Origin of the sequence: Marinobacter goseongensis (assembly GCF_023156235.1) — a bacterium.
GTDB lineage: Bacteria > Pseudomonadota > Gammaproteobacteria > Pseudomonadales > Oleiphilaceae > Marinobacter > Marinobacter goseongensis.
In genome coordinates this window covers 15,081-41,226 of the sequence record NZ_JAKZAI010000019.1, presented here as the reverse complement: position 1 = coordinate 41,226, position 26,146 = coordinate 15,081, and the positions used below count along the sequence as shown (strand labels likewise).

Here is a 26,146-nt window from a genome sequence, read left to right as displayed (position 1 = left end):
AGTCTAGGTGTTGGTCTCGGCGTGGAAGATACGGGAATTTTTGATGCCTTCCAGCTCGGCAACGCCCAGAGGCAGGCCGTCAATACCGGGTTCGGAATAATAATCGGTGCCGCCAACCGCAAAGACACTGCCATCAGCCAGACCGATAACGTCTGAGCAGAACAGGGCGCCGTCGTTCTTGTCGGTGTTGTCTGCGGTGTCAAGCAAGCCGTCCAATACCGCCAGCGGCGTGTTATTGAACAGAGTTTCACTGTCCGCACCGTCCGGGTTAGCGCCAGCGCGAAGCACATCAGGCTTGAGCCAGGTGGGCTCATCATTTTCGCCCAGAGACAGCACCCGGCTCTGATCGTTCACAGAGACTTCGCCGAACTCGGCAACGATGGACAGCTCCACGTTTTCAGTGCCTTCCAGGGCGTTCAGGTAAAGCAGACGACCGTCTTTCAGGAGTGCCATGGTACCTGCGGCGGGCTTGCACTCGGCCAGGCCGTCAGCCGTTTCCACGCACTTCTCATCGGTTTCCACGACTTCGCCGTCCACAATGATGGTGGGTTCGGCGAAAGGCTCGCTGAACGCGCCCATCGGCGAGTAGTTTTCTTTGAATGTCGGTTTCGGTTCAGCGGTGGCCGTCACCTGATCTCCCGCGACCGCCGATTCCTGGTTCTGGGATGTGGTTGAGGTGCTGTCATCGCTTCCGGAAGAGCCCCCGCCGCATGCGGACAGGGCCACAGTGCTCAGGGCAAGGGCGATATGCCGGTACAGTAGGTTCTTGTTCCAGTGCATGTTTTGTTCCTCGACGTTTGTTTTTGTATTGAAATTTACTTCAACAGGGTTAGGCGAAATTCACCTACGCGTTAACCCTTACGCTCGAGGGTAACAAAAAGTTTCACGTGTATGGCAGTTTTTTGAAATATTGTCCGACAAAGAGTGTCGTTTAAATACCCAGGTCCCCCAGCAATGCGCTCAGGGTGGCCTTGCCTTTTTTCTGGTTGGCCTCCACATCAAGGTCGCCCAGCCCTTCCCATTTCAGGTCGTCTTCCGGCAGTTCATCGAGGAAGCGGCTGGGGATGGTCTCGATTTTCTCGCCGTACTGTTTGCGCTGGGCGGCGTAGGTGAGGGTCAGGGTTTCCCGGGCGCGGGTGATGCCGACGTACATCAGCCGGCGCTCCTCTTCTATGTTGCCCTCCTCAATGCTGGCGCGGTGGGGCAGGATTTCCTCTTCCAGCCCCATGATGAACACGTGGGGGAACTCCAGCCCCTTGGACGCGTGCAGGGTGAGCAGCTGAACCTTGTCGCTATCGTCGTCTTCTTCCCGTTGTTCCATCATGTCCCGCAGGATGAGCTTGCTGATGGCGTCCTCGATACCCAGCTCATCGGCGGTGCCCTTGCCGTCGTCCAGCATGCGCTGGATGGATTCCACCAGGTACCAGATGTTTTCCATGCGGCGCTCGGCCTGTTTTGGGGTGCCGGAATGCTGGTGCAGCCATTCCTCGTATTCGATGTCGGTAAACAGTTGCTTGATCACCGGTACCGGATCTTCCCGGTGCACCCGTTCGCAGATGTAATCCACCCAATGGGCGAAGCGTCGTAACCGGTCAAGGCCCTTCTCGGTGACGTGGGTTTCCGCACCCATGTCCCCCAGGGCCTTGAACAGGCTGACGTTGCGGGAGCGGGCGTAGTGACTCAACTGCTCCAGGGTGCGGGGGCCAATCTCGCGGCGCGGCACGTTGACCACCCGCAGGAAAGCGGCATCGTCGTCCGGGTTGATCAGCAGTCGCAGGTAGGACATTGCGTCCTTGATCTCGTTTTTTGAAAAGAACGACTGCCCCCCGGAGATGCGATAGGGAATCTGGTAAGCCTGAAGTTTCATTTCCAGCAGCCGGGCCTGGTGGTTGCCGCGATAAAGCACCGCGAAGTCCCGGAACGCGAGCCCCTTTTTCAGCTTCTGGTCGAGGATTTCAGTGGCCACCCGGTCGGACTCGGCGTCCTCGCTGCGACAGCGCACGATGCGGATCTCCTCGCCGATGGTGTGATCACTCCACAGCGCTTTCTCGAACACGTGGGGGTTGTTGGCGATCACGGTGTTGGCGCTGCGCAGAATACGGCCGGTGGAACGGTAGTTCTGCTCCAGTTTGACGATTTTCAGGCTGGGGAAGTCTTCTTTCAGTTGCGCCAGGTTCTCCGGGCGTGCGCCGCGCCAGGCATAGATAGACTGGTCGTCGTCACCGACCACGGTAAAGGCCGCCCGTTCCGCGACCAGCAGTTTGACCAGTTCGTACTGACACACGTTGGTGTCCTGATACTCGTCCACCAGCATGTAGCGGATCTTGCGTCGCCATTTGGCCAGCACGTCCGGGTGAGTGCGGAACAGTTGCACCGGCAGCAGAATCAGATCGTCGAAGTCTACCGCGTTATAGGCTTTCAGGTACTCGTTGTAACGCTTGTAGATCAGCGCGATGCGCTGTTCGCGCTCATCGGCCGCCTTACTCCACGCTTCTTCCGGTCCGCGCATGGCGTTTTTCCAGGCGGAGATGGTCATCTGCACGTCGGACAGTTCATCGCCGGCGTCAGCGCTGTCTTCCCGCAGCATCAGGTCCTGTAACAGCGCCTTGGCATCCTCGGCGTCAAAGATCGAAAAGCCGGGATGGTAGCCCAGATGCGGGTGTTCCTCCCGGATCATGTTGAGGCCAAGATTATGAAAGGTCGAAACAATCAGTCCGCGGGTCTGTTTGCGATCAACAATGCGGCCCACCCGCTCTTTCATCTCGCGGGCGGCCTTGTTGGTGAAGGTGACCGCAGCAATGTGGCGCCCGGGAATGCCGAGGTGTTCGATCAGGTAGGCAATCTTGCGGGTGATGACACTGGTTTTGCCACTGCCGGCACCGGCCAGAACCAGCAGGGGACCGTCGGCATAACGCACTGCTTCGTTCTGTCTGGGGTTGAGTTTGTTCATCCGCGCATTCTACACCAGCAACAGACCCTGTACCTTGACGATCTATCAGCTATCCTTGGGGAACTGACAGCTGTTTTTGATGAATTATCAGGCGCTTTTGATGACACTTCCAATGGAAACAATGAGTTCCAGCCAGGTGCGATTGCTGGTGTTGACGCCGGAATACACCGACTTCCTGTGGATGCAGACCCTGCTGCGCACTGACAGCGAACTTGTCCCGGACATGGTGTGGTGTCCGGATCTGATCGATTGTGATGACCTGATCCGCAACACCCATTTTGATGTGATCCTCTGGGACTGTGTGTTCCATGGTGATTCCGAGGCGGCCTTCCTGGATTACCTGCACGTGGCCAGCAACGACAAGCCGGTGCTGGCCCTGAGTGCCGAACCCTGTGCCGAGCGTGCCCCGGACCTGCTGGCCAACGGCGCCACCGATTACCTCTGTCGTCAGACCCTGGATGGCTGGGGCCTCGCTCGCTCGGTCAAGTGCCTGTGGTATCGGGAACAGTTGGCAGGAACCGCGCTCGGCCACCTTGGCCGCGATGTGGCCAGTGGTTTCATCAACCGTGACCTGTTCTTCGACCGCCTGCAGCAGGCTTTGCTGAGGGCCGAACGTGGCGCTCACCGGTTGGCCCTGCTGCACCTGAATCTGGATGATTTCCGCAGTTTTAACGAATCGTTTGGTTACCAGAAAAGCGATCAGCTGGTGTTGAAGCTCGCGGAACGGCTACGCCACTGCCTGCGCCGGGTCGATTCGCTGATGCGGATTGGCGGGGATGAGCTCGCCATCATTGTGGAAAAGGTGGAAGACTCCCTCGATATTACCCAGATCATCCGCAAGCTGGTGAGCGCCCTGAATGATCCGGTCACCGTCGACGGCCAGAGCGTGGTGGTCAGCGCCAGCCTGGGGGTGGCGACCTATCCGGAAGCCGGCGACAGCCCGGAGAACCTGATGCGCCGGGCCAATCGTGCCATGTTCGAAGCCAAACGCGATCCCGGCACCAGTTACCGGTTTTATGACCGCCAGTTGCACATCACCGCCGGCTACCAGCTGCGCCTGGAAGCGGACTTGCGGAACGCCCTGCGGGGCCGCGAACTCGAGCTGTATTACCAGCCGCGTATCGATCTGGCCACGGAGGAGGTGCGTGGTGTCGAGTGCCTGCTGCGCTGGAATCATCCAGAGCGGGGGCTGGTGGGGCCGGACGAGTTTATCCCGGTGGCCGAGCGTAGCGGTCTGATCGTGCCCATCGGGTACTGGGTGATCGAGCAGGCCTGCAAACGGCTGCAGGAATCCGCCGAACTCGGCTTTCCCGGGCTGGTGTTCGCCGTCAACCTGTCATTCCGCCAGTTCCACGATCGCAAGATGACCGAAACCATTTTCCGCATCATCTTCAACGCCAATGTGGACACCAGCCTGCTGGAACTGGAGCTGACCGAAAGTGCCATGATGCACGATCCGGAATACGCCCAGCGTTGTCTGCGGGAACTCAACCAGCTGGGCATCAGCTTTGCCCTTGATGATTTCGGTACCGGCTTCTCCTCCCTCAGCAATCTGCAACATCTGCCAATTTCGCTGGTCAAAATCGACAAGTCCTTTGTCCAGGAGCTGGGGCATTCCGCCGATGCGGAACACATCATCCGCGCCATCATCAGCCTCGCCCACAGCCTGCAGATCAGCGTGGTGGCGGAAGGGGTGGAAACCGAGGGTCAGCTGGAGTTCCTGCGCCAGCAACATTGCGACGAGATTCAGGGGTACCACTACGCCCGGCCCATGCCTTGGCAGGATCTTGTGCAGTTCCTGAGCAACCGCGGCCAGGCTGCTTGCCTGCAGCAGTAAGCCGCTGTACCTTTGCGCTTTGATCCAGAACGCATCACAGAGGTTGCATGAACAGTATCTCCAGGCGTATCGCCGACGAGCTCGGCGTACGCGAGCAACAGGTCAATGCCACCGTCGCCCTGCTGGATGAGGGCGCCACCGTTCCATTTATCGCCCGTTACCGCAAAGAAGTGACCGGTTCGCTGGACGACAGCCAGCTGCGGAACCTTGAGGAGCGTCTGCGCTACCTGCGGGAGTTGGAAGACCGCCGGTCTACCATCCTCAACAGCATTGAGGAACAGGGCAAGCTGACCGAAGAGCTGCGCACCAGCATCACCGACGCCGACACCAAGAACCGCCTGGAAGATCTGTATCTACCTTATAAACCCAAGCGCCGTACCAAGGCCCAGATTGCCAGGGAAGCCGGCCTTGAGCCGCTGGCCGATGCTCTCTATAACGACCCCACCCGGGAGCCGGAGGCCACCGCGGCCGACTACGTCAATGCCGAAGCCGGCGTGGCGGACACCAAGGCCGCCCTCGACGGCGCCCGTTACATCCTGATGGAGCGTTTTGCCGAGGATGCCGAACTGCTCGGCAGCCTGCGGGAGTTCATCTGGCACAACGGCCAGCTCAAGGTCACGGTGATTGAAGGCAAGGAGAACGAAGGCGCCAAGTTCCGCGACTACTTTGATCACATTGAGCCGCTGAAGAAGGTGCCCTCGCACCGGGCCCTGGCGATTCTGCGTGGCCGCAACGAGGGCATCCTGGGTTACGCCATCGTGGTGGGAGACGCCGAGGATGATCGCCGCCAGCCCCATCCGGCCGAACAGCGCATTGCCGCCCGCTGGAACGTGCGTGACAACGGCCGCGCGGCCGACAAGTGGTTGTCGGATGTGGTGCGCTGGACCTGGCGGGTGAAGCTCTCCACGCAGATTGAAACCGACCTGATGGCGCAGGTGCGCGAAGCCGCCGAAACCGAAGCCATCAACGTGTTTGCCAACAATCTTAAGGACCTGTTGCTGCTGGCGCCTGCGGGGCCGCGCCCCACGCTTGGCCTGGATCCCGGTCTGCGTACCGGCGTTAAGGTAGCCATTATTGACGGCACCGGCCAGGTGGTTGGGCACGGTGGTATTTTCCCCCATGCGCCGCGCAATCAGTGGGAGCCGTCCATTGCTCAGCTGGCCGCCTGGTGCCGCGAATACAAGATTGAGCTGATTGCCATCGGCAACGGCACCGCTTCGCGGGAAACCGAGAAACTGGTGGGGGATCTGTGCAAGAAGTACCCCGAGCTGAAGCTGGCCCGTATTGTGGTGAGTGAGTCCGGGGCGTCGATTTACTCCGCGTCGGAGTTTGCCTCCAAAGAGCTGCCAGACCTGGACGTGACCATTCGCGGTGCGGTTTCCATCGCCCGCCGTCTGCAGGACCCATTGTCGGAACTGGTGAAGATCGAGCCTAAATCCATCGGCGTGGGGCAGTACCAACACGATGTGTCTCAGGTGCAGCTGGCCCGCAGCCTGAACGCGGTGGTGGAAGACTGCGTGAACGGTGTCGGCGTGGATCTGAACACGGCGTCTGTGCCGTTGCTGTCACGGGTGTCGGGGCTGAACCAGAGCATTGCCCAGAACATTGTGGATTTCCGCAACCAGAATGGGGTCTTCAGGAATCGCAAACAGCTGTTGAAAGTGTCCCGTCTCGGAGACCGCACCTTCGAGCAGGCCGCCGGTTTCCTGCGGATTGCCGGCGGGGAGAATCCGCTCGACCGCTCATCGGTACACCCGGAGGCCTATGGGGTGGTGGAAGCCATTGCTGCGAAGAACAATCGCAAGGTGGAAAACCTGATGGGCGATGCCGCTTTCCTGCGCACGTTGAATCCCCAGGACTACGTCACCGAGCAGTTCGGCCTGCCCACGATCCGGGATATTATTGCCGAGCTGGAAAAGCCCGGCCGTGATCCGCGCCCGGAATTCCGCTTCGCCAGCTTCGAGGAAGGCGTGGAAACCCTCAGCGACCTGAAACCGGGTATGGTGCTGGAAGGCTCGGTCACCAACGTCACTAATTTTGGCGCGTTTGTGGATATCGGAGTGCATCAGGACGGCCTGGTGCACATCTCGGCGCTGTCGAATACCTTTGTGAAGGACCCCCGGGAAGTGGTCAAGGCTGGCGACATCGTCAAGGTCAAGGTCATGGATGTGGACATTCCCCGCAAACGGATTGCCCTCTCCATGCGTATGGGTGACCAGCCCGGTGAAACGTCCGGCTCCAAGTCCGAGGGGGCCGCTTCGCGGGGTCGGGGTGACAACCGGTCCGCCGGCCGCAAGCGAGAGCAGGGTGGGCAGCAGCCCCGGCAGCAGGGTGCCATGGCCGGTGCATTGGCCGAGGCGCTGGCGTCGGCTCGCAAAGACAGTCGTTAACCGACGGCATCGTTATTCATTCCACAGGGGGTTCTGCCCACAAGACAAGGCGGAACCCACCGTAGCAGGAGTCATCCATGGCAGAATCCCGCCATCAGATTTTTCATCAGCTCGCTGCCAGCGATTGGGGCGGTTTTCTCAAGGGTGTGGAAAAAGAGGGGCTGCGGGTTGACCGCAACGGCTTCATCGCTCAGACCCCGCACCCGCGCGCCCTTGGCTCCGCGCTGACGCACCCTGCCATAACCACCGACTACTCCGAAGCGCTGATGGAGCTGATTACCCCGGTGTTCTCCTCCACCCGGGGCATGTTGGATTCGCTGCGGGATATCCACCGGTTCGTGCAGCGTCACCTCGGCGACGAGGTGTTCTGGGCGGCCAGCATGCCCTGCGAACTGGACGGCGATGCCAGCATTCCCATAGCCGAGTACGGTACGTCGAACATCGGTCGCCTGAAACACGTGTATCGCCAGGGTCTGGCTGTGCGTTATGGCCGGATGATGCAGAGTATTGCCGGGGCTCACTACAACGTATCGCTGCCCGATCGCTTCTGGTCGCTGTGGCAGGAAGCGCTGGGTGACGGTCAGAGCCTGAAGGATTTCAAGTCGGACCAGTACTTCTGGCTGATTCGCAATTTCCGCCGCCGTAGCTGGTTGCTGATGCTGCTGTTTGGCGCCTCGCCGGCGCTGGACAACAGCTTCGTGGCGAACGTGAAGCACGATCTGTCGCGCTTCAATAACACCACCTGGCACGGCTCGGATGCCACCTCACTGCGCATGGGGGATCTGGGGTATCACAACAATGCCCAGTCCTCGTTGAACATCTGTTTCAACGAGCTCAGCACCTACACCCGCACGCTGGACCGTGCCATTCACACCCAGTGGCCGGCCTATGAAGCCATTGGTACACGCCGCGGTGACGAATTCATCCAGATCAACACCAGCGTGCTGCAGATTGAAAACGAGTATTACAGTGCGGTGCGCCCCAAGCGCACCACCGAACGGGAGGAAAAACCGATCCAGGCGCTCGAGGCCCGTGGCGTGGAATACATCGAGGTGCGCTGCCTTGATCTGGACCCGTTCTCTGCTGTGGGTGTTTCCGAAAGCCAGATCGACTTTCTGGATCTGTTCCTGCTCGACTGTCTGCTGTCTGACAGCCCGCGCATCGGCGACGCGGAATGCGAGCGTCTGGACGACAACTACAAAGACGTTGTGGCCCATGGCCGGGACCTGTCCATGGCGCTGTGCCAGGGCGGTCATCGCTCCGCGGTCGGAGACGCTGCCGCTGAGCTGCTTTCCGGTCTTGAGCCACTGGCTGAGCGTCTGGATGGCTGGGCCGGTGGCGACAGCTATCGCCGCGCGCTTCAGGCCCAGCGTGCCAAGCTGGAGGCACCGGAGCAGATTCCGTCGGCGCGGGTAACCCGTGCCATGGCCGAGGCCGGGTTGGGGCACCGGGAGTGGGTTCAGTTCATGTCTCTGCAGCACCAGCGCAGCCTTCGTGAGGAGGCGTTTGCCACGACGTCCGAGGCGGAGTTCGAACGCATGTCCGAGCGCTCCCACGGCGAACAGGCGGATATGGAAGCCGCTGACACGCTGCCGTTCGGCGACTTCCTCGAGCAGTACCTGGCTTCCTGAGAACCGGGATCAGGGCCGGGGGTCACAGCCCGGCCGGACCTGCCGCACAGAATCTGCACAAACATTTGTCAGCTTCTGACCCTGCTGTTACGTTCTTTAGCAACAGTGTCACTGTGTGTTTCCGTGACCATCAGGCATCAGGGAGAGCCGGCATGGCCAGAGATATCAAGCTGGGTTGGGATGTGGAATCACTGAACAAAGCCTACCGCCAGGGTTATATGGCCGCGTCCATGGGCATGGAACGCAGCCGCTGCCCGTATCGCGGCGAGGTGGTGATTGCCGCCTGGGAGGCGGGCTGGGAAGATGCCGGGCAGGTCGCCCGCGAGCAGCTTCCCGCCAGCGATGACCTGTTTTCCCGCATTGCCTGACCGGGCGCCGGTTATCCGCCCTATCGCTGTACCACAAACTCGGTAAACAGCACCCCGGTGATCGCCTCTCCGGTCTGTTGTTCTTCCAGGGCAGCATTGATCCGACGTGTCGCTTCTTCCCCGAGTGCAGACTGCCCACCCCCTGTTGCCAGGCGGTCGGTATCGGTCTGCTCCCCGAACAGCATCACCAGCTCGTGCCGCAGGCGCGGCATGTGAGCTTCGACCGCCGGCCGTGTGGTTTCTTTCGACGCCCGCAGGGTCACCGACGCTTTCAGGTAGGTCAGTTTGTTCCCGGCTTCGCCCACATGGGTGACAAACGGCGGATCCATCTCGATGTAATCGGTGATCTTCGCTTCCTGGTTCTCCTCCTGACTCTCCTCCTGACTTTCTGGGTCGGATGCCTCGTTCTGAGCCAGGGCGGTGGCCACGGGCGCGGCCGGAATCAGGCACATCAGGATCAGGAAAAAGCGCTTTAGCTGAGGTGTCATAGGCTTGAAGTTCACTATGGTTTAGGGTTTAGTGGCAGACCAATGGCGATAACCGCCCGGTTCTCGCAGAATAGCAGGCCCCGGGGCTGCTTGCAGCACCCTGTGAACGCCCGCCGATCTCTGGCGGCTCGGCGGGCCCGAATGTCTTTCCCGAGGTGAACTCTTGACGTCCAGACTGGTTTTTTCCGGAATCTTTGTGGTGTGTGCCGCCCTGCTGGGTGTGGCGTTTTACATGGAGCATGTGATGGGGCTGGAGCCCTGCCCGCTTTGCTGGCTGCAACGTTTCGGATTTATGGGCGCTGCGCTGGTGAGCCTGCTGGCGGTGCTGCATAACCCCCGCGGTTTTGGCGTGCGGGTATACGGCTTCCTGCTGGCGCTGGCCGCGGGCGCCGGTCTTGCGGTTGCCGGCCGCCAGCTGTGGTTGCAGAGCCTGCCTGCGGATCAGGTGCCTGCCTGCGGTCCCTCGGTGGATTACATGCTGGATGTACTGCCGATCATGGAAGTGCTGACCACCGCCCTGCAAGGTACCGGTGACTGCGCCAAAGTGGTCTGGACCTTCCTCGGTCTCAGCATTCCCGGCTGGACCGCGGTGTTTTTCTCACTGCTGGTGGTGACCGGCCTGACGCTGATGTTTCGTCCCGCCAAAGGGTCGGAGTGGGTTGGTACCTGAAACGGTTGCGGCCCACTGTAAGCATGGGGTACCTTGAGTCTCGACACTATAAAAATGAACTTGAAACCGGACAGGTCAGGTAACTGGAGAGAGGCGTCATGTTGGAAAATTGCCGTAATGCGAGGGAGCGTTGGGGTGGCGTCAGCGAACTGATTGATCGTTGGCTGAAGGAGCGCCAGGAGCTGCTGGTACATTATTGTGAGTTGTCCGGGGAGACCGACTACTCCCAGACAGAGGCCCTGCGGGAAAAGTTCGTCAGATTGTGTGAAGTTCTGGTGGATTACGTGTCAGCGGGCCATTTCGAGATCTATGAACAGCTGATTCAGGAAGCCCGGGAGTTCAATGACGGTGGCCTGGAACTGGCAGCCAAGCTGTATCCGCGCATATCGCAGACGACGGAAACCGCGCTGAATTTCAATGATCGACTGAATGGCCAGTCGTTGACCGAGGCACAGGTTCGGGAGCTGTTTGCGCAGCTGTCTGAGCTGGGAGAAATTCTGGAGAGCCGGTTCGAAATGGAAGATTACCTGATCGAACATCTGCACAACGCCCACGCTGACAAGGTGATGTCCTCAGCCTGATGGTTGGCGCGGTATTCGCACTGCCGTGTCTGGAAGACCAGGCCGGCAGACTCCTCACCAACGGCGGAGGCTGCCGGCTCTGATAACCGGTTGTTACTCCGGGTTTACCTCGATCAATTCCACGTCAAACACCAGTGTCTCATTGGGTCCGATGCTGTGGTTGCCACCCGGGCCGTAGGCCAGGTCAGACGGAATGTACAGTTTTGCCCGGCTGCCTTCGTTCATCAGTTGAAGTCCCTCGGTCCAGCCGGGAATCACCTGGTTGAGTCCAAAGGTTACCGGCTCGCCGCGCTCACGGGAGCTGTCAAAAACGTCGCCGGAAAGCAGTTCGCCGGTGTAGTGGACCTTCACCCGATCCGTTTCGCCGGGTTTGTCGCCGTCACCTTCTTCCAGAATTTCGTACTGCAGGCCTGACTCGGTGGTTTCCACGCCGTCACGCGCCGCGTTCTCGGCGAGGAAAGCCTCTCCGGCTTCTCTGTTCTTCTCGGCCAGATCTTCCATCTGCGAGGTTTCCTGCTCCTGCAGCTGTTGCTGATAGGCCATCAGCGCTTCCTGGACTTCCTCGCGGCTCATCCGGCTGACCTCTTCATCGCCGGCATGCCCATGTTTGATGCCCTGCAGGAACTGATCCATTTGCAGGTCTGGCAGATCGTTCTTCATCCGCTCACCAAGAACCAGTCCCATGCCGTAGCTGACTTTCTGGTCGGTCGAGTCCAGGCTGGGGTCTTTGGCGGAATCGGATTGAGTGGAGCAGCCGGCAACAATGCCGGTCACTGCCAGAGCGAGCAGTGCTTTCTTCATTTCATTGTCCTGTGTTGTCGGGAGGGGTCTGAATCAGCCCCCCTGTTGTGTTGACTTGAAATAGGGAAAGGTAGCGGGTTCTGTGACGAGATGCCACTGAACATGTGTTAAGAAACCGGTCAGGTGCCGGGCTCAACTGCCGTTGTTCGCAGGTGGCGTCGGAGCCAGCGAAAACGGCGCGCTGTAAGGCGACTGCCAATCGGTCTCCAGATTGGGTTCGGCAAGACGCGGCAGGCCACCGCTGTTCTGGCGCTCAATAGCGAGGGTGTTCCAGGAGCCGTTTTCCGGAGGCTTGTCGGCGTAGTGCCAGCTGCCATCGCTGTCCTGCCACTTGAACACGATATCCGGGCCTTCCACCGGCACCGGTGAAGGCACCAGACCTTCAAAGGCAGGAATCTGCTCCTTGGTGTCTGTTTCTGTCGTGCTGGTGACCGCCTGGGGTTCGGGCTCGTTAATGCCGAAGAAAATCAGGAACAGCAGGACGCCGAGGGCAGGGAATGCGAGCCGGATAAGCCACTTCATGATCATGCTCCCTGTTTTCCGGTCGAGAAAGCCACCACGTGACGCGCGAGGGCGTCCAGTAAGCGCCCGGTGTCCGGGTCCAACGCGGCCTTCGGGGCGGCCCCATTCAGGTTGGTGCGGGCCAGTTGTTCCAGTCCATGCATGCCGGCGTTCTCTTGTTGGGTTTCTGCGAGGCTCTGATAGGTCAAAGCCAGCTCAATCCGCTCCGCTTCCAGCTCACTGCGGGCAATTGTCTCCCGTAGGCTCTTGGTGCCCGGTTGGTTTCGCGGGATAAATGTTCTGGCCGAGCGCAGCGACTCGGTTACATGTGTGCGCCACTCTGTTACCGTATCGGCTTCATTACCGATGTATTTCTGGCCTGAAATGGCAAGCCAGCATGCGCTTAAAATCCGGGTAACACTCCAGCCTTTGCGTTGTAAATCCAGGCAGGCGGTTTCGGTGCCGGGACTTGCCCAGAACGCGATAGCAAAACGCCAGAGCGGGTTGTCGGGTTCCAGTTCTGTCACTTTCCGCTCCAGGACGCGCTGCATAATGGCCTTATGTACGTTCTGTGAAAAATATCCTGATAAAATGACAACATGTTAACGATAACCGATCTCAGTTTACAACGGGGCGGCGTCTGGTTACTAGACGCCGTCAGCGTCACTATTCAACCGGGCCAGCGGGTGGCGATTGTCGGTGCCAATGGCGCGGGCAAATCCAGTCTGTTCCAGCTGTTGCTGGGCCAGCTGGCGCCGGAGCAGGGTACGGTATCGCTCCCCGGCGGTTGCCGCATCGCTCACATGGCTCAGGAAGTGGCGGCGTCTGCTCGCACCGCGCTGGATTTTGTGCTGGATGGCGATCACGATCTGCGGCGGATGGAGCGGGAACTGGCCGACGCCGAACAGCGCGGCGACGATCACGCCCAGGCCCGAATCCATGGTGAGCTTGATGTGCACGAAGCCTGGTCGGCGCCGCGTCGGGCGGAGTCGCTGTTGCGGGGGCTGGGCTTTGCCGATGCCGACGCGCTGCGACCGGTTTCTGCATTCTCCGGGGGCTGGCGTATCCGCCTGAACCTGGCTCAGGCACTGATGCGGCCCTCGGATCTGTTGCTGCTGGATGAGCCCACCAACCATCTGGATCTTGACGCCTGCCTCTGGCTCGAAAACTGGCTGCGTCGCTATGCCGGCACCCTGCTGTTCATCTCCCACGATCGCGATTTCATGGATCGGGTCGCCACCCATGTGGTGCACTTTGACCAGCGCAAACTGGAGGTGTACACCGGCAACTACTCGGCGTTCGAAGGTCAACGCAGTGAACGGCTGGCCCAGCAACAGGCGGGCTTCGAGCGCCAGCAGGCGCGAATTGCGGAAATCCAGCGGTTTATTGACCGGTTCAAGGCCAAGGCGACCAAGGCGCGGCAGGCTCAAAGCCGGGTCAAGGCGCTGGAGCGCATGGAGAAAATTGCCCCCGCGCACGTGGATTCGCCGTTCAGCTTCGAATTTCCGGTTGCCGACAAAGTGTCGAACCCGCTGCTGTCCATTCGCAACGGTGTGGCCGGTTACGGCGAGACCACCATTCTTGCGGGCATCAATCTGAGTTTGTTGCCGGGTAGCCGGGTGGGCCTGCTTGGCCCCAACGGTGCCGGCAAGTCTACGTTGATGGACGCGTTACGGGGTGAGTCCACGCTGCTGGCCGGCGAGCGCACCACCGGAGAGCACCTGGCCATCGGCTATTTCGCCCAGCATCAACTGGAATCCCTCGATCTGGATGCCAGCCCTTTTCTCCACTTGCAAAGGCTGTCGCCCCGGGCCTCGGAGCAGAGCATTCGCAACTTTCTGGGGGGCTTTGATTTTCACGGTGATGAGGCGCTCAGTGCCATCCGTTCGTTCTCCGGTGGCGAGAAAGCTCGCGTAGCGCTGGCGGTGATTGCCTGGCAGAAGCCGAACCTGCTGTTGCTGGATGAGCCCACCAACCACCTGGATCTGGAAATGCGCCAGGCGCTCACCATGGCGCTGCAGAATTTTGACGGCGCCATTGTGGTGGTGTCCCACGACCGGCACCTGCTGCGGAATACCGTCGACGAGTTCTGGCTGGTTCACGACGGCCGTGTCAGCGATTACGACGGCGATCTGGAGGATTATGAGCGCTGGCTGGCGGATCGTCGCAAGGATGAGACAGAGGCGCCGAAGCGTACACCCCAGGGTGGCGCGCCTTCGGCGGGAGCCTCAGGCGCCTCCGCAGGCGAGGCTGTCGGGGAAAGCGCGGAGGATCGCAAGGCCCGTAAGCGGGCCGAGGCGGCTCTGCGTCAGAAGCTGAGCCCGTATCGTAAGAAGCAGGCGACACTGGAGCAATCCATGGAGCAATTGCAGCAGGAACTCGCGTTGCTGGAGGAATCGCTGTCGGCGCCGGAGCTCTACCAGGAAAGCGGCAAGGCGCTGCTCAAGGAGCGGCTCGGCGAGCAGGCGCAACTGAAAAGCCGGCTGGAGGAGGTCGAGGCTGAGTGGCTGGAAATCAGTGAAACGGTGGAAAATCTCGAGGCGGAACTGGTGGCCTAGGGGTTTACGTCCAGGGTGAACCCCTGTTTGGCCAGGTATTCTGCCTCGTTTTCCAGATCCGCCAGAGTCAGCGGACGCTCATCGAGCCAGCCATCGGGGAACTCGACGGCGAGGCGATCGTCTCCGGCGTGGAGGCGAAATGCCGGCGGCGCCTCCATGTTCCGCGGGTGCTGAAGCAACACGCCGAGGCGCACCAGCACGCACAGATATTTCAGGCGCGGAATTTCCTCAGGATCAAGACCCTCGAAGATCGCGGAGGCAAACTTCCGGCGATGGCCCCGTACCAGGGTGGCCAGGTCGCGCTGGAATTGCTGGCTGAAGCCGGGCAGGTCGGAGTAGCGCAACAGGTAGGCGCCGTGTTTGTGGTACTGGCTGTGGGAGATGGTCAGGCCGATCTCGTGCAGGCGACACGCCCAGCGCAAGACCTCCTCATCCGGTGCGGTGCGCAGCGCCCAGGTGTCGGCGACCTGGTCCCAGGCGGCGATGGTGGTGTCTTCCACGGCGCGACCGTGGGCCTGATCCACGTGATAGCGCTCCTGCAGCGCGGTGATGGTTCGCTCCCGCACGTCTTCATGCCAGATTCTTCCGACGATATCGTAGAGCAGGCCCTCCCTCAGCGCGCCCTCGGCAAACGACATGTCCTCGATCTGCAGCGATTGGAAAGCCCCCATCAGAATGGCGAAGCCGGCGGGAAAAATGCTCTGGCGGTCGGCCCGTACGCCAAGGTCGCCGAGCTTCTCCACCTTGCCCATGCTGACCAGACGCTGACGCAATTCGGTCATCGCCTCCAGCGTGATCGTACCGTCGGTGATTTTCAGCGTTTCCAGAACGCTGGCAATCGCCTTGATCGACCCGGAAGAACCGACCGCGCTCTGCCAGCCTACGCTGCGGAAATGCCGGCGAATGTTCAGCAGCTCCTGCTGGGCGTGGGTCACGGCTTTGTCCATTTGTCGGCGGGAAATCTTGCCGTCGGCGAAGTAACGATTGCGGAAAGACACGCAGCCCATGTGCAGGCTTTCCAGCTCCTGGGGCTCAAAACGTTCGCCGATGATGAACTCGGTGCTGCCGCCGCCAATGTCGATCACCAGGCGGCGACCACTGTCGTCAGAGAGGGTGTGGGACACTCCGAGATAGATCAGCCGAGCCTCCTCGCGCCCGGCGATGATCTCGACCGGATACCCCAGAACCTGCTCCGCCCGTGACATGAATTCCTGGGCATTGCGCGCCACCCGCAGCGCATTGGTGCCGACAATCTGCACCGTTTCCGGGTGCATACCCTGCAGGCGCTGTGCGAATCGGCTGAGGCAGGCCAGCGCCCGTTGCTGGGCGTCTTCGGTCAGGCGATTGTAGGTGTCCAGGCCCGCGCCAAGCTGAACCTTCTCCCCCATTTTCTCGAGGGTTCGTATTTCACCGTGAACAAGGCGGGCAACCACCATGTGGAAGCTGTTGGAGCCCATGTCGATGGCGGCAAGCAGCTCAGGCGTGGTGGTGTCTGATTCGGCAGAGGGGGTGGCCGTCACGTGTGAAGATTTCCTCTTGGCGTTACCGGTGCCGGTACTATAAGCGAATTCCGGCGGGTCTGTCAGTAAAGGCTGCCAGCGGATTTGACCCTCCTCAGTATAGCGGGAAACCGAGAGGTGGGCGGAACCGCTTCACAGACGGCGGACCAATCGCGTAAAGTATGCGCTACTGAGATGAGGATGAATGGCCGCCGGACACACCCAGGGCAGCCTTCAGCAACGTTCAACAGCACCGACGCTTCGGCATGGGCCGTAAGCTTTCCAAGGTGCCGGAATCGGGAAAAGGTAATGAGCGGAAATATCGTAAACGTAACCGACGCATCCTTCGAACAGGACGTACTGCAGTCTGACGTGCCTGTGTTGGTGGACTACTGGGCCGAGTGGTGTGGCCCGTGCAAGATGATCGCGCCGGTGCTGGAAGAAATCGCCGATGAATACGACGGCAAGCTGAAAATCTGCAAGCTCAACATCGACGAAAACGAGCAGACTCCGCCCAAGTTCAACATCCGCGGCATTCCCACCCTGATGCTGTTCAAGAATGGCAACGTGGACGCCACCAAAGTGGGCGCACTGTCCAAGTCCCAGCTCGCGGCCTTCCTCGACAGCAATCTCTGATTGCTGGCCGCAAGCCGGAAGCCGCCCCTGAGTCTGAGCTCACGGGCGGTTTTTTTATGGCTTCAGCACACCGGGGTGCCGTGCCAGATCCGAGGCTTTCTGCTCGACCCAATGCTCCGATGATCCGGACAGCTCCTTTTTCCAGAACGGCGCGGATGTTTTCAGCGCATCCATGATGAACGCGCAGGCGGCGAAGGCATCCCCGCGATGGGCACTGCAGACGCCGACGAACACGATCTGATCGCACAGCGCCAGTTCGCCCACCCGGTGCACCACCCGCGCCTTGCGGACATCCCAGCGTCCGGCAGCTTCGGCAATCAGGCTCTCGATCACCTGCTCCGTCATCCCCGGGTAGTGCTCCAGGAACAAACCGTTGACCCCCTGCAAATCACCGCTGTCGCGGACCAGCCCGGTGAACGTCGCGATCGCGCCGGTGCCTGGGCCACTGTCACGCATTGCCTGATACTCGGCGGCGGTGTCGAAATCGTCCTGCTGGACGGAGATGGAATAGTTCATGTCAGCCTCCGGTTACCGGCGGAAAAAACGCCACCTCATCCCCGGGCCCGATCGGCGTGTCCGGTTTGGCCATGGTCTGGTTAACGGCGATCATCACCGGTTGAGCGCCGGTCAGCTGTGCCCACGCACCCCCTCGCCGAGCCAGTTCAGTCAGCAACTGGCCGGCGGTGGTATCGGGTTGTATCGGCAGTGTCAGGCTTTCGGTGTTCAGTTCTTCCCGCAGGCGGGCAAAGAAACGGACAGTCAGCGTGTGGTCTTCGCTCATGGTTACCCCAGCAGCTCTGCGAACGAATAATATGTGATCATATCACCGGGGCTGACCGTCGTGTGTTCCGGCACCACCGCCAGCCCGTCCGCCCAGCAGGCGGAGCTGAGCATGCCGGAACTCTGGTTCGGATAGGCCGCCACGGTCACCTGCTGGTCATTCCATTCCTTACGTGCACGGACAAACTCCCGTCGGGCAGACGTCGGCGTCACCGCAAAACCGGCGGGCAGTTGCTCGCCCCGGACCCGGACATCAGCCACACCCTGGCGCTTGCGGAGGTAGGGTAGGCCAACCATCAGAAATGTCACCAGCACAGAGGCCGGGTTGCCGGGCAGGCCCAGTACGGGCGTGCCGTCCATCTCGCCAAAGGCCAGGGGCTTGCCCGGCTTGATGGCCAGCCGCCACAGGGACAGCTCACCGGATTCCTCCAGCACGGCCCGCACGTGATCTTCCTCACCTACCGAGACACCCCCACTGGTGATGATCAGATCGGCCTCTGCGGCCGCTCGCACCAGCGTCGCGCGGGTGGCCTCGCGGGTATCCTGCAGGGTTTCGCACAGCACCACGTCACAGCCGGCCTGGGCCAGCAAGCCCAGCAGGGTGAAGCGATTAGAGTTGTAGATCTGCCCGGGTTTCAGGGCGGTTCCCGGGTCCACCAGTTCGTCCCCGGTGTTCAGGATCGCTACTCTGAGGCGGCGCCACACCGGTACCTGCGGCGCCCCGAGGGACGCCAGAACGCCCATTTCCTGGGGGCGGATGCGGCTTCCGCGTGCCAGCGCAACGTCACCTGCACGCAGATCCTGGCCGCGGCGCCGGATGTTCTGGCCGGCGTTCGCTTCGGTCTGGATGACGATGCCTGCGTCGGTCACCTCGACGTGTTCCTGCATCACCACCGCGTCGGCACCGTCGGGGATTTCCGAACCGGTGAAGAGGCGAACGGCAGTTCCCGGTTCAATGGCTGAGGGTGCCTGGCCGGCGGCTATCCGTGCCGAGACCGCAAGGGCGTGGCCGGCCGTCAGGTCCCCGGCGCGAACGGCGTAGCCGTCTACCCCGCTGTTGTCCGCCGGCGGGACATCCGCCGGCACATGTTGATCCTCCGCCAGAATGCGTCCGAGGCTCTCGGCCAGGGGTACGATTTCCTGAGCGGTGACAGGCCTGGCCTGATCCAGCAGCAGCGCGACGGCCTCCTCCAGCGGGGTTAACAGTTGGCCGGTCATGATTACTTCTGCCCCCGGCCGCCAATTTTCTCGTGCACGCGGTTATGGGGGCTGGCGGGTTTGCCCAGCACCAGCGCCGAGAAGTTGCAGGGGGTGTGGCGGCTGTCCAGTTGAGAGCTCAGAATGCCGTTCCAGCCGGTGCGGCAGGCGCCGGTGGAACCGGGCAGGCAGAAAATCACGGTGTGGTTGGCCAGTCCTCCGAACGCCCGGGACTGAACGGTAGAGCTGCCAATCTCCGTCGCCGACAGCCGGCGGAATTCTTCGCCGAACCCTTCAATGGCCTTATCCAGCAACGGCGCCACCGCCTCCGGTGTGCTGTCGCGCTCATGAAAGCCGGTGCCGCCGGTAATGATAACCGCGTGAACATCGGGATCGGCAATCCACAGTGACATCAGTGCGCGCACCAGGTACACGTCGTCGGGGAGAATGCGCCGGGCGATCAGTTGGTGACCGGCCTCAATAACGCTGTCTTCCAGGAACTGACCGGACGTGTCTTCGTCGACACCGCGAGTGTCAGATACGGTCAGGATGGCAATGTTCAGGGGCTTGAGCTTGCTGCTGCTCTCACTACTCATGGTGTCGCTCCGCAGATTGACTGGCTGTTTGTGGTTAGTATCCCCATAGCCCGGGAGGAATGGAAGGGGAGGACCATCCATGGCGGGGTGGCGGATGGTGGTTTATTTTTAGCCAGCATTACTTGACATTCACAGGTCAGGTGGCCGATTATCCTTGTTGCCCGACGAATGGTTGTTCTTCCCGTCTCTGGCTTCAGTACTTTTCCGGCTTTCTTCATTATACCGGTTGCTCCATCTGGCCAGCACCAAGATCAGCTAATACCCGATCAATCCGTTCAAGGGCATTCCTGTCATTCCAATATTCGCTTACTTCCATTCCTGACTATCTAACAACCTATGAACCTTACTGAACTCAAGCAGAACTCCATGCCCGAATTGCTCGACATCGCGCAAGAGATGGGCCTCGATAACCTGGCCCGTTCGCGCAAGCAGGATGTCATTTTTACGATCCTGAAGAAGCATGCCAAGGGCGGTGAAGACATCTACGGTGATGGCGTACTGGAAATTCTGCAGGACGGTTTCGGCTTCCTCCGTTCCGCCGATGCTTCCTACCTGGCTGGCCCCGACGATATCTACGTGTCCCCCAGCCAGATTCGTCGTTTCAACCTGCGGACCGGTGATACCGTCGCTGGCAAGATCCGCCCGCCGAAAGACGGCGAGCGCTATTTTGCCCTGCTGAAAGTTAACGAGATTAACTTCGACAAGCCGGACAATGCCCGTAACAAGATTCTGTTCGAAAACCTCACGCCGCTGTTCCCGGACGAGCGCCTGATGCTCGAAGCCGGTAATGGCAGCACCGAGGATCTTTCGTCACGGGTTCTGGATCTGGTAGCGCCCATCGGCAAGGGCCAGCGTGGCCTCATCGTCTCCCCGCCCAAGGCCGGTAAGACGTTGCTGATGCAGAGCATCGCCCAGTCCATCACCCGCAACAACCCGGAATGCCATGTCATGGTATTGCTCATCGACGAGCGTCCGGAAGAAGTGACCGAAATGCAGCGCACCGTGCGCGGTGAAGTCATCGCCTCCACCTTCGACGAGCCGCCGGCCCGTCACGTGCAGGTGGCGGAAATGGTGATCGAGAAGGCCAAGCGCCTGGTGGAGCACAAGAAAGACGTGGTCATCCTGCTGGACTCCATCACCCGTCTGGCGCGTGCCTACAACACCGTGATTCCGTCCTCCGGCAAGGTCCTGACCGGCGGTGTGGACGCCCACGCCCTTGAGAAGCCCAAGCGGTTCTTTGGTGCGGCCCGTAACGTGGAAGAGGGCGGCAGTCTGACCATCCTTGCCACTGCGCTGGTCAACACCGGTTCCAAGATGGACGAGGTGATCTACGAGGAGTTCAAAGGTACCGGCAATATGGAGATCCACCTGGATCGCAAGATTGCCGAGAAGCGTACCTATCCGGCCATCAACATTCGCAGCTCCGGCACCCGTCGCGAGGACCTGCTGATGTCCGAAGCGGATATCCAGCGCGTCTGGATCCTGCGCAAGCTGCTGCACTCCATGGACGACGACACCGCCGCCATCGAGTTCCTGCTGGACAAGCTGAAAGAAACCAAGACCAACGCCGAGTTCTTCGACTCCATGAAGCGTCGTTGATAGTCGGTCGAGGATGCCGGCCGGCTTGTGGCGCCGTCATCTGAAGCCCGCTGAATGAGGTGTGGGGCAGGGGTTCCAAAACAGTCAGGGAAACCAGTTTCCCGTTTTGGAACCCCTGCCCCACATCTCGTTCTACCCTCTGACAGCGGTCCGGAAAGGATCGACCTCCGTAGTATCTCGTGACACAAAACGGAGCACCTGATGAAGTACAACGACCTGAGAGACTTTATCGACCAGCTGGAAAAACTGGGCGAGTTAAAGCGTATTTCCGTCGAAGTGGATCCGCACCTGGAGATGACCGAGATCTGCGACCGCACGCTACGGGCCGGCGGCCCTGCGCTGTTGTTCGAGAACCCGAAAGGCTATGACATGCCGGTGCTGGCTAACCTGTTTGGCACGCCGAAGCGGGTGGCCATGGGCATGGGGCAGGACGACGTCACCGCGCTGCGGGATATCGGCAAGTTGTTGGCGTTTCTCAAGGAGCCGGACCCCCCCAAGGGTTTCCGCGATGCCATCGAGAAATTGCCGCTGTTTCGTCAGGTGATGCGCATGAGCCCCAAGGTGCTGCGCTCCGCACCCTGTCAGGATGTGGTGATCGAGAAGGATCAGGTCGACCTGTATCAGATTCCGGTGCAGCACTGCTGGCCCGGCGATGCCGGCCCGCTGGTGACCTGGCCGCTGGTGATTACCCGCGGTCCCCACAAGGAGCGGCAGAACCTGGGTATTTACCGGCAGCAGGTAATCGGCCGTAACAGACTGATCATGCGCTGGCTCAGCCATCGTGGCGGTGCACTGGATTTCCGGGAGTTCCAGAAAGCCAATCCGGGTCAGCCCTACCCGGTGGCGGTCGCGCTGGGAGCCGATCCGGCCACCATCCTTGGCGCGGTGACGCCGGTGCCCGATACCTTGTCCGAATACGCCTTTGCGGGCCTGTTGCGTGGTGGTCGCACCGAACTGGTGAAGTGCGGTCTCAGTGACCTGCAGGTGCCGGCCAGCGCGGAGATTGTGCTGGAGGGCTTCATTTATCCGGACGATATGGCGCCGGAAGGACCGTTCGGCGATCACACCGGGTACTACAACGAGGTGGACCAGTTTCCGGTGTTCACGGTGGAGCGGATGACCCACCGTAAGAACCCGATCTACCACAGCACCTACACCGGCCGCCCGCCGGATGAGCCTGCGATTCTTGGGGTGGCGCTGAACGAGGTGTTTATCCCGATCCTGCAGAAGCAGTTTCCGGAGATCGTGGATTTCTATCTGCCCCCGGAAGGTTGTTCCTACCGCCTTGCGGTGGTGACCATGAAGAAACAGTACCCGGGCCATGCCAAACGGGTGATGATGGGCGTATGGTCATTCTTGCGGCAGTTCATGTACACCAAGTTCGTGATCGTCACCGATGACGACGTCAACGCCCGGGACTGGCAGGACGTGATCTGGGCCATGACTACCCGCATGGATCCGGTCCGGGACACCACCATGGTGGAAAGTACGCCGATTGACTATCTGGATTTTGCCTCGCCGGTGTCCGGTTTGGGATCCAAAATGGGGATGGACGCGACCAACAAATGGCCGGGTGAAACCGATCGGGAGTGGGGCACGCCGATTACCATGACCGAGGACGTCAAGCAGCGGGTCGACGAGCTCTGGGACAGCCTGGGGATTGAAAAATCGCCGGCTCGCCCCGACTAACGAGGCATTCGGGTGCATCGGGTTGTCCTGACACCGTCCGGGCTGGCGTTCAGTGTTGCCCCGGATGAGGATCTTCTCGCGGCGGCCGCCCGGGCAGGCATTGCCGTACCGGCAGCCTGCCGCAACGGAGTCTGTGAAATCTGCGAAGCCCGCCTGCTGGCCGGGCGCGTACTGAACACCCGAAACCAACAAACGATGACGGTCAACGAGCGGCTGATGATGTGCCGAAGCCTCGCCCTCGACGACCTGACACTGGAGATTAACGCCGTTATGGCAGCAGGAACCAATCAGCCACGTACGTATCAGGCCAAGGTGGTGGACGTTCGTTCCATCAGCCACGACGTTTACCGGGTGGAGCTGCAACTGCCGCGCCGTCGTGAGCTGTCGTTCCATGCCGGCCAGTACCTGTCGGTCAATCTGCCGGACGCCGAGCCCTGCTACTTCTCCATCGCCAGTAGCCCGGCTGAGGCCAGCATCGAACTGCACATCCAGGCCTCGCCGGACTGGGTGTCGGCGCAGAAAGTGATCGAAGCTCTGATGTCGGGCAACGATGTCACGGTTGAGTTGCCCCATGGCAAAGCCTGCCTGGCTTCCGCACCGCAAAAGCCGCTATTGCTGGTGGCGGCAGGCACCGGCTTCGCCCAGATGAAGAGTCTGGTGGACTACCTGCGAACCACCGGTTACCAGCACCCCGTCAAGCTCTTCTGGGGGGTGCGGCGCCACGAGGATATGTACCTGCGGTCGCTGGCGGAGGAGTGGCACAAGGACTGGTCGCCCTTGACGTTTCTGCCGGTGGTCGGCGATGACGAGGACAACGACTGGGCCGGTCACCACGACCAGCTGGTGCGGGCCGTGCTGGCGTCTGGCATGGACTGGAAGCACGTGGAAGTGCATGCCAGCGGGTCACCGACCATGGTGTATACGCTAATGGATGCCCTGATTGAAGCTGGCTTGCCAGAGGCGGCGTTTTTCTCCGATGTACTGGAATACGCGCCCAGGAGCTGATGCTCAGGCTTTCGGCATCGGCAGATCCGGCAGTTCGCTGTCACTCATCAGGCCCTGCATCAGCAGTTTCACGCTGGTGCCGCTTTCGCCCATGTGAGCGTTCAGCCGGCTCAGTTCAGCCAGGGTTTCACGACTGCGGCGCAGGCGCAGGCTGGTCTCGAAGTACTCCCTGGCCTTGCCCCAAAGCTCGTTTCTCAGGCTCAGCCGACCCAGTGCCAAGAGTAGCTCGGCGTTGTTGGGTCGGTCCTTCAGCCACTGTTCCGCCATCAATAGTTGCTCATCCGGTTTGTGTCCCTCAATGCGCCCATACAGGTTGATCAACTCATCACTCCAGTGATTACGCAGCACTTTGCGCAACAACGTTTCGGATTGGGCTTCGTCGCCCAGGGCCGCAAGCAGGCGGGCGTATTCGCGAATGGTGCGCTCATCCCGGCGTAACACGCCTGGCAGCTCATCCCACAGGCGCGTCAGCGGCTCAAGCGAAGCGGAACCGCTGCCGGTTTGCCGACGGCAATCCTCGGCGGCTCGTTGCAGCAGGTTCTGCCAAACGGTGCGCTCCAGATTCTCCAGTTCATCCGCGGTCAGCAGGTTGCGCTTGCGCATTTCCGGCAGCAGTTTCGACAGCTCACGCCAGTCTTCCAGCCGCAGGTAGGTGTTTTTCAGCAACTTCAGCACAAAAGGATGGTGTGGAGCCTGTTTGCGCAGGCGCACCAGCGTGGCCAGCGCCTGTTCCAGCCGGTTGCCGGCCAGTTGCAACTGGGCCTGGGTAATGCCGACTGCCATGTCGGAGCCCGGCGTGCTCTCGAAGGCCAGGCGCAACAGCCGGTCCACCGCGTCGTGATCACCCGACTCGAACGCCGCTTGTGCCGCCGCCAGGTAATTGATCAGCGGAGTGTCGGCATGGCTTGCCGATGAGGTCAGCAGCTTGCGTGCGCGGGGCCAGTTGCCCTCTGCCAGGGCAAGCAGACCCTGGGTGGTGCGGCGACGGGCGCGGCGCTCGTTGCCGCGGCGAACCCAGGTGGTGACCAGGCCAGTGCCATGGCGCATGCGCCGCAGCAGGTTGACGCTCACCACTGACACCACCACCACGGCCAGCAGCAGGGCAAGGCCGACCCAGAAGTTGGTCTCAATCAGGTAATGGCCAAGGCTGATGCGAATGTAGCCAAGGTCGTACTCGAGGCCGAGTGACAGGCCGACACCGATCAGCAGGGCGACGAGAATGATCAGCAGCAGGCGGATCATGAATCAGTCTCCCCGCCGTTGGCTGCGCTGTTGCCGGTGTCAGCGGGGTTGGCCGCCTCCTGACGACCTTCGAGGCGCGCCTTCAGCAATTCCAGTGAGCGACTGATGTCGGGCAGGTTCGGGTCAATGTTGCGGTCCTGAAGTTCATCCAGGGTCTGGGTCAGTGCTGCAACCTGGGGGTTGGTGTTGTCGTACCAGTCGTCGATGGCGTTGCCGGCTTTCGTCAGCGCACGCTGAAATAATTCCTGATGGGCGCGAAGTACCGCCATTTCCGCTTCCTCCAGCATCAGCTGCAGGTTGAGGCGGGCGTAAGCGCTCTGGTCCGGTGACAGCAGCGGTTTGACCGGTTCATCAAGCCGGCGCACCACAATAACGTTCGCCAACGTGCTCTTTACCTGTGACCAGCCCTGGCTCAGCACGCCGGGCTCCCCGTCGGCTTCGTCGCCGAGGGCCTCGTCGGCACGGGTAACGAATCCGGGTGCCCGCTCATGCACCAGGGCGTCGTCAGTCAGCCGGTTCACGCTGTCGATGGCGGCTTCGAGGGTCAGGTAGAGGCCGGTGCGGTCCACATCAGCGATGCCCTTCAGTGCCAGAATCTCTTTGGCCAGCTGCTGGCGTACCGGGAACACGCCAATGTCGTCCGATTCATTGAGTACGTCATCGCCGGCTTCCAGGGCCGCCAGGGCGCCGCGGATGTCTTTCTCGATCAACAGCCGCTGATTGGCCACTCGCAGCAGGTATTCCGCTTCAGCGAGAAGCCAGTCGGTGCGGCTGCGATTGCCGGCTTCCAGCAGTTGGCGGGCGTTGTGATCGATCTGGCGTTGCTGGGTGGCAATCAGTTCACGCTGGTCTGCCAGCTTATTCTCCAGTGCCCGGATGCGCTCGCTTTGCTCGTTGCCACTGTCGCCGTACAACCGGTCAAGCCGGGACACGTCGCCGCGGGTATCGCCGAGGGTCTGCTGCAGGGCTTGCTGATTGTTCCACTGTTGCCAGTTCCACAGCGCCAGTGCCATAACCAGGGCTATGGCAATCAGGCTGATGACCCACACTGGCCAGAGCTTCTGGCGACCAGGCTGGTCTTTGGCGATGGTGGCGGGCAGTTGCGTGTTTGATTCAGTCACGGGCATC

General features: G+C 60.9%; 24 protein-coding genes. 11 read left to right on the top strand and 13 right to left on the bottom strand.

Annotated elements, in window-relative coordinates; translation table 11 throughout:
* Window positions 1-3 precede the first annotated feature (3 nt).
* Entirely contained in the window at window positions 4-780 is a 777-nt protein-coding gene (locus MLC70_RS15280) for a hypothetical protein (RefSeq protein ID WP_248185248.1), read from the bottom strand.
* Between the two features lie 151 nt (window positions 781-931).
* A complete protein-coding gene (gene rep / locus MLC70_RS15275) occupies window positions 932-2,950 on the bottom strand; it encodes a DNA helicase Rep (RefSeq protein ID WP_248185247.1) in 2,019 nt (672 codons plus the stop codon).
* A gap of 100 nt (window positions 2,951-3,050) precedes the next feature.
* Here rep and MLC70_RS15270 point away from each other — a divergent pair, with 100 nt between their 5' ends.
* The 4 genes from MLC70_RS15270 (at window position 3,051) to rmf (ending at window position 9,176) form a co-directional block, all read left to right on the top strand.
* A complete protein-coding gene (locus tag MLC70_RS15270) occupies window positions 3,051-4,787 on the top strand; it encodes a putative bifunctional diguanylate cyclase/phosphodiesterase (protein ID WP_345799559.1) in 1,737 nt (578 codons plus the stop codon).
* 47 nt (window positions 4,788-4,834) lie between these two features.
* The gene (locus MLC70_RS15265) at window positions 4,835-7,177 is read left to right on the top strand and encodes a Tex family protein (RefSeq protein WP_248185244.1); all 2,343 of its coding nucleotides are present in this window, start codon (window positions 4,835-4,837) and stop codon (window positions 7,175-7,177) included.
* A gap of 77 nt (window positions 7,178-7,254) precedes the next feature.
* Window positions 7,255-8,808: a glutamate--cysteine ligase gene (gene gshA, locus MLC70_RS15260; protein WP_248185243.1), complete on the top strand. Its 1,554-nt coding sequence runs from the start codon at window positions 7,255-7,257 to the stop codon at window positions 8,806-8,808.
* Window positions 8,809-8,960: 152 nt separating this feature from the next.
* A complete protein-coding gene (gene rmf / locus MLC70_RS15255) occupies window positions 8,961-9,176 on the top strand; it encodes a ribosome modulation factor (RefSeq protein ID WP_248185241.1) in 216 nt (71 codons plus the stop codon).
* Window positions 9,177-9,196: 20 nt separating this feature from the next.
* Here the strand turns inward: rmf and MLC70_RS15250 are convergent, their stop codons facing one another.
* A complete protein-coding gene (locus MLC70_RS15250; RefSeq protein WP_248185239.1) occupies window positions 9,197-9,664 on the bottom strand; it encodes a flagellar basal body-associated FliL family protein in 468 nt (155 codons plus the stop codon).
* 163 nt (window positions 9,665-9,827) lie between these two features.
* Between MLC70_RS15250 and MLC70_RS15245 the strand changes: the two genes are divergently transcribed.
* The gene (locus MLC70_RS15245) at window positions 9,828-10,334 is read left to right on the top strand and encodes a disulfide bond formation protein B (protein WP_248185238.1); all 507 of its coding nucleotides are present in this window, start codon (window positions 9,828-9,830) and stop codon (window positions 10,332-10,334) included.
* 98 nt (window positions 10,335-10,432) lie between these two features.
* Window positions 10,433-10,915, top strand: a complete 483-nt coding sequence (gene rsd / locus MLC70_RS15240; protein ID WP_248185236.1) for a sigma D regulator — start codon at window positions 10,433-10,435, stop codon at window positions 10,913-10,915.
* A 93-nt stretch (window positions 10,916-11,008) separates the two neighbouring features.
* Here rsd and bamJ read toward each other — a convergent pair whose 3' ends face one another.
* The 3 genes from bamJ to MLC70_RS15225 form a co-directional block, all read right to left on the bottom strand.
* Window positions 11,009-11,716: a BamJ family beta-barrel-assembly machinery protein gene (gene bamJ, locus MLC70_RS15235; protein ID WP_248185235.1), complete on the bottom strand. Its 708-nt coding sequence runs from the start codon at window positions 11,714-11,716 to the stop codon at window positions 11,009-11,011.
* Between the two features lie 132 nt (window positions 11,717-11,848).
* Window positions 11,849-12,244, bottom strand: a complete 396-nt coding sequence (locus tag MLC70_RS15230; protein ID WP_248185233.1) for a DUF4124 domain-containing protein — start codon at window positions 12,242-12,244, stop codon at window positions 11,849-11,851.
* Entirely contained in the window at window positions 12,241-12,744 is a 504-nt protein-coding gene (locus tag MLC70_RS15225; RefSeq protein WP_248185231.1) for a DUF2390 domain-containing protein, read from the bottom strand. Before MLC70_RS15225 ends, MLC70_RS15230 begins: the two co-directional genes overlap by 4 nt.
* 72 nt (window positions 12,745-12,816) lie before the next feature.
* Between MLC70_RS15225 and abc-f the strand changes: the two genes are divergently transcribed.
* Window positions 12,817-14,775 carry a ribosomal protection-like ABC-F family protein gene (gene abc-f, locus MLC70_RS15220; RefSeq protein WP_248185230.1) on the top strand — a complete coding sequence of 653 codons (1,959 nt, stop codon included), beginning with the start codon at window positions 12,817-12,819 and terminating at the stop codon, window positions 14,773-14,775.
* Here the strand turns inward: abc-f and ppx are convergent.
* Window positions 14,772-16,295 (bottom strand): exopolyphosphatase, encoded by a 1,524-nt coding sequence (gene ppx / locus MLC70_RS15215; RefSeq protein ID WP_248185228.1) that lies wholly within the window; start codon window positions 16,293-16,295, stop codon window positions 14,772-14,774. The genes abc-f and ppx overlap by 4 nt on opposite strands.
* Window positions 16,296-16,583: 288 nt before the next feature.
* Here ppx and trxA point away from each other — a divergent pair, with 288 nt between their 5' ends.
* Window positions 16,584-16,910: a thioredoxin TrxA gene (gene trxA, locus MLC70_RS15210; protein WP_012139190.1), complete on the top strand. Its 327-nt coding sequence runs from the start codon at window positions 16,584-16,586 to the stop codon at window positions 16,908-16,910.
* Window positions 16,911-16,964: 54 nt separating this feature from the next.
* On the opposite strand, the gene MLC70_RS15205 is transcribed toward trxA, so the two are convergent.
* From MLC70_RS15205 to moaB, 4 genes are read right to left on the bottom strand one after another with little or no spacing between them, the layout of a single operon-like run.
* Window positions 16,965-17,426: a molybdenum cofactor biosynthesis protein MoaE gene (locus MLC70_RS15205; RefSeq protein WP_248185226.1), complete on the bottom strand. Its 462-nt coding sequence runs from the start codon at window positions 17,424-17,426 to the stop codon at window positions 16,965-16,967.
* Between the two features lies 1 nt (window position 17,427).
* A complete protein-coding gene (gene moaD, locus MLC70_RS15200) occupies window positions 17,428-17,691 on the bottom strand; it encodes a molybdopterin converting factor subunit 1 (RefSeq protein ID WP_248185224.1) in 264 nt (87 codons plus the stop codon).
* Window positions 17,692-17,693: 2 nt separating this feature from the next.
* A complete protein-coding gene (locus MLC70_RS15195; protein ID WP_248185222.1) occupies window positions 17,694-18,908 on the bottom strand; it encodes a molybdopterin molybdotransferase MoeA in 1,215 nt (404 codons plus the stop codon).
* A gap of 2 nt (window positions 18,909-18,910) precedes the next feature.
* Window positions 18,911-19,483, bottom strand: a complete 573-nt coding sequence (gene moaB / locus MLC70_RS15190; RefSeq protein WP_248185220.1) for a molybdenum cofactor biosynthesis protein B — start codon at window positions 19,481-19,483, stop codon at window positions 18,911-18,913.
* Window positions 19,484-19,819: 336 nt separating this feature from the next.
* On the opposite strand from moaB, the gene rho reads away from it, so the two are divergent.
* The 3 genes from rho (at window position 19,820) to MLC70_RS15175 (ending at window position 23,776) form a co-directional block, all read left to right on the top strand.
* Entirely contained in the window at window positions 19,820-21,082 is a 1,263-nt protein-coding gene (gene rho, locus MLC70_RS15185) for a transcription termination factor Rho (RefSeq protein ID WP_248185219.1), read from the top strand.
* 201 nt (window positions 21,083-21,283) lie between these two features.
* The gene (gene ubiD / locus MLC70_RS15180; RefSeq protein ID WP_248185217.1) at window positions 21,284-22,771 is read left to right on the top strand and encodes a 4-hydroxy-3-polyprenylbenzoate decarboxylase; all 1,488 of its coding nucleotides are present in this window, start codon (window positions 21,284-21,286) and stop codon (window positions 22,769-22,771) included.
* A 12-nt stretch (window positions 22,772-22,783) separates the two neighbouring features.
* Window positions 22,784-23,776 (top strand): 2Fe-2S iron-sulfur cluster-binding protein, encoded by a 993-nt coding sequence (locus MLC70_RS15175; protein WP_248185214.1) that lies wholly within the window; start codon window positions 22,784-22,786, stop codon window positions 23,774-23,776.
* Between the two features lie 3 nt (window positions 23,777-23,779).
* Here the strand turns inward: MLC70_RS15175 and MLC70_RS15170 are convergent, their stop codons facing one another.
* Window positions 23,780-25,018 (bottom strand): heme biosynthesis protein HemY, encoded by a 1,239-nt coding sequence (locus MLC70_RS15170; protein ID WP_248185211.1) that lies wholly within the window; start codon window positions 25,016-25,018, stop codon window positions 23,780-23,782.
* Window positions 25,015-26,145 (bottom strand): uroporphyrinogen-III C-methyltransferase, encoded by a 1,131-nt coding sequence (locus MLC70_RS15165; RefSeq protein ID WP_248185210.1) that lies wholly within the window; start codon window positions 26,143-26,145, stop codon window positions 25,015-25,017. The genes MLC70_RS15170 and MLC70_RS15165 overlap by 4 nt, the downstream gene beginning before the upstream one ends.
* Window position 26,146 lies beyond the last annotated feature (1 nt).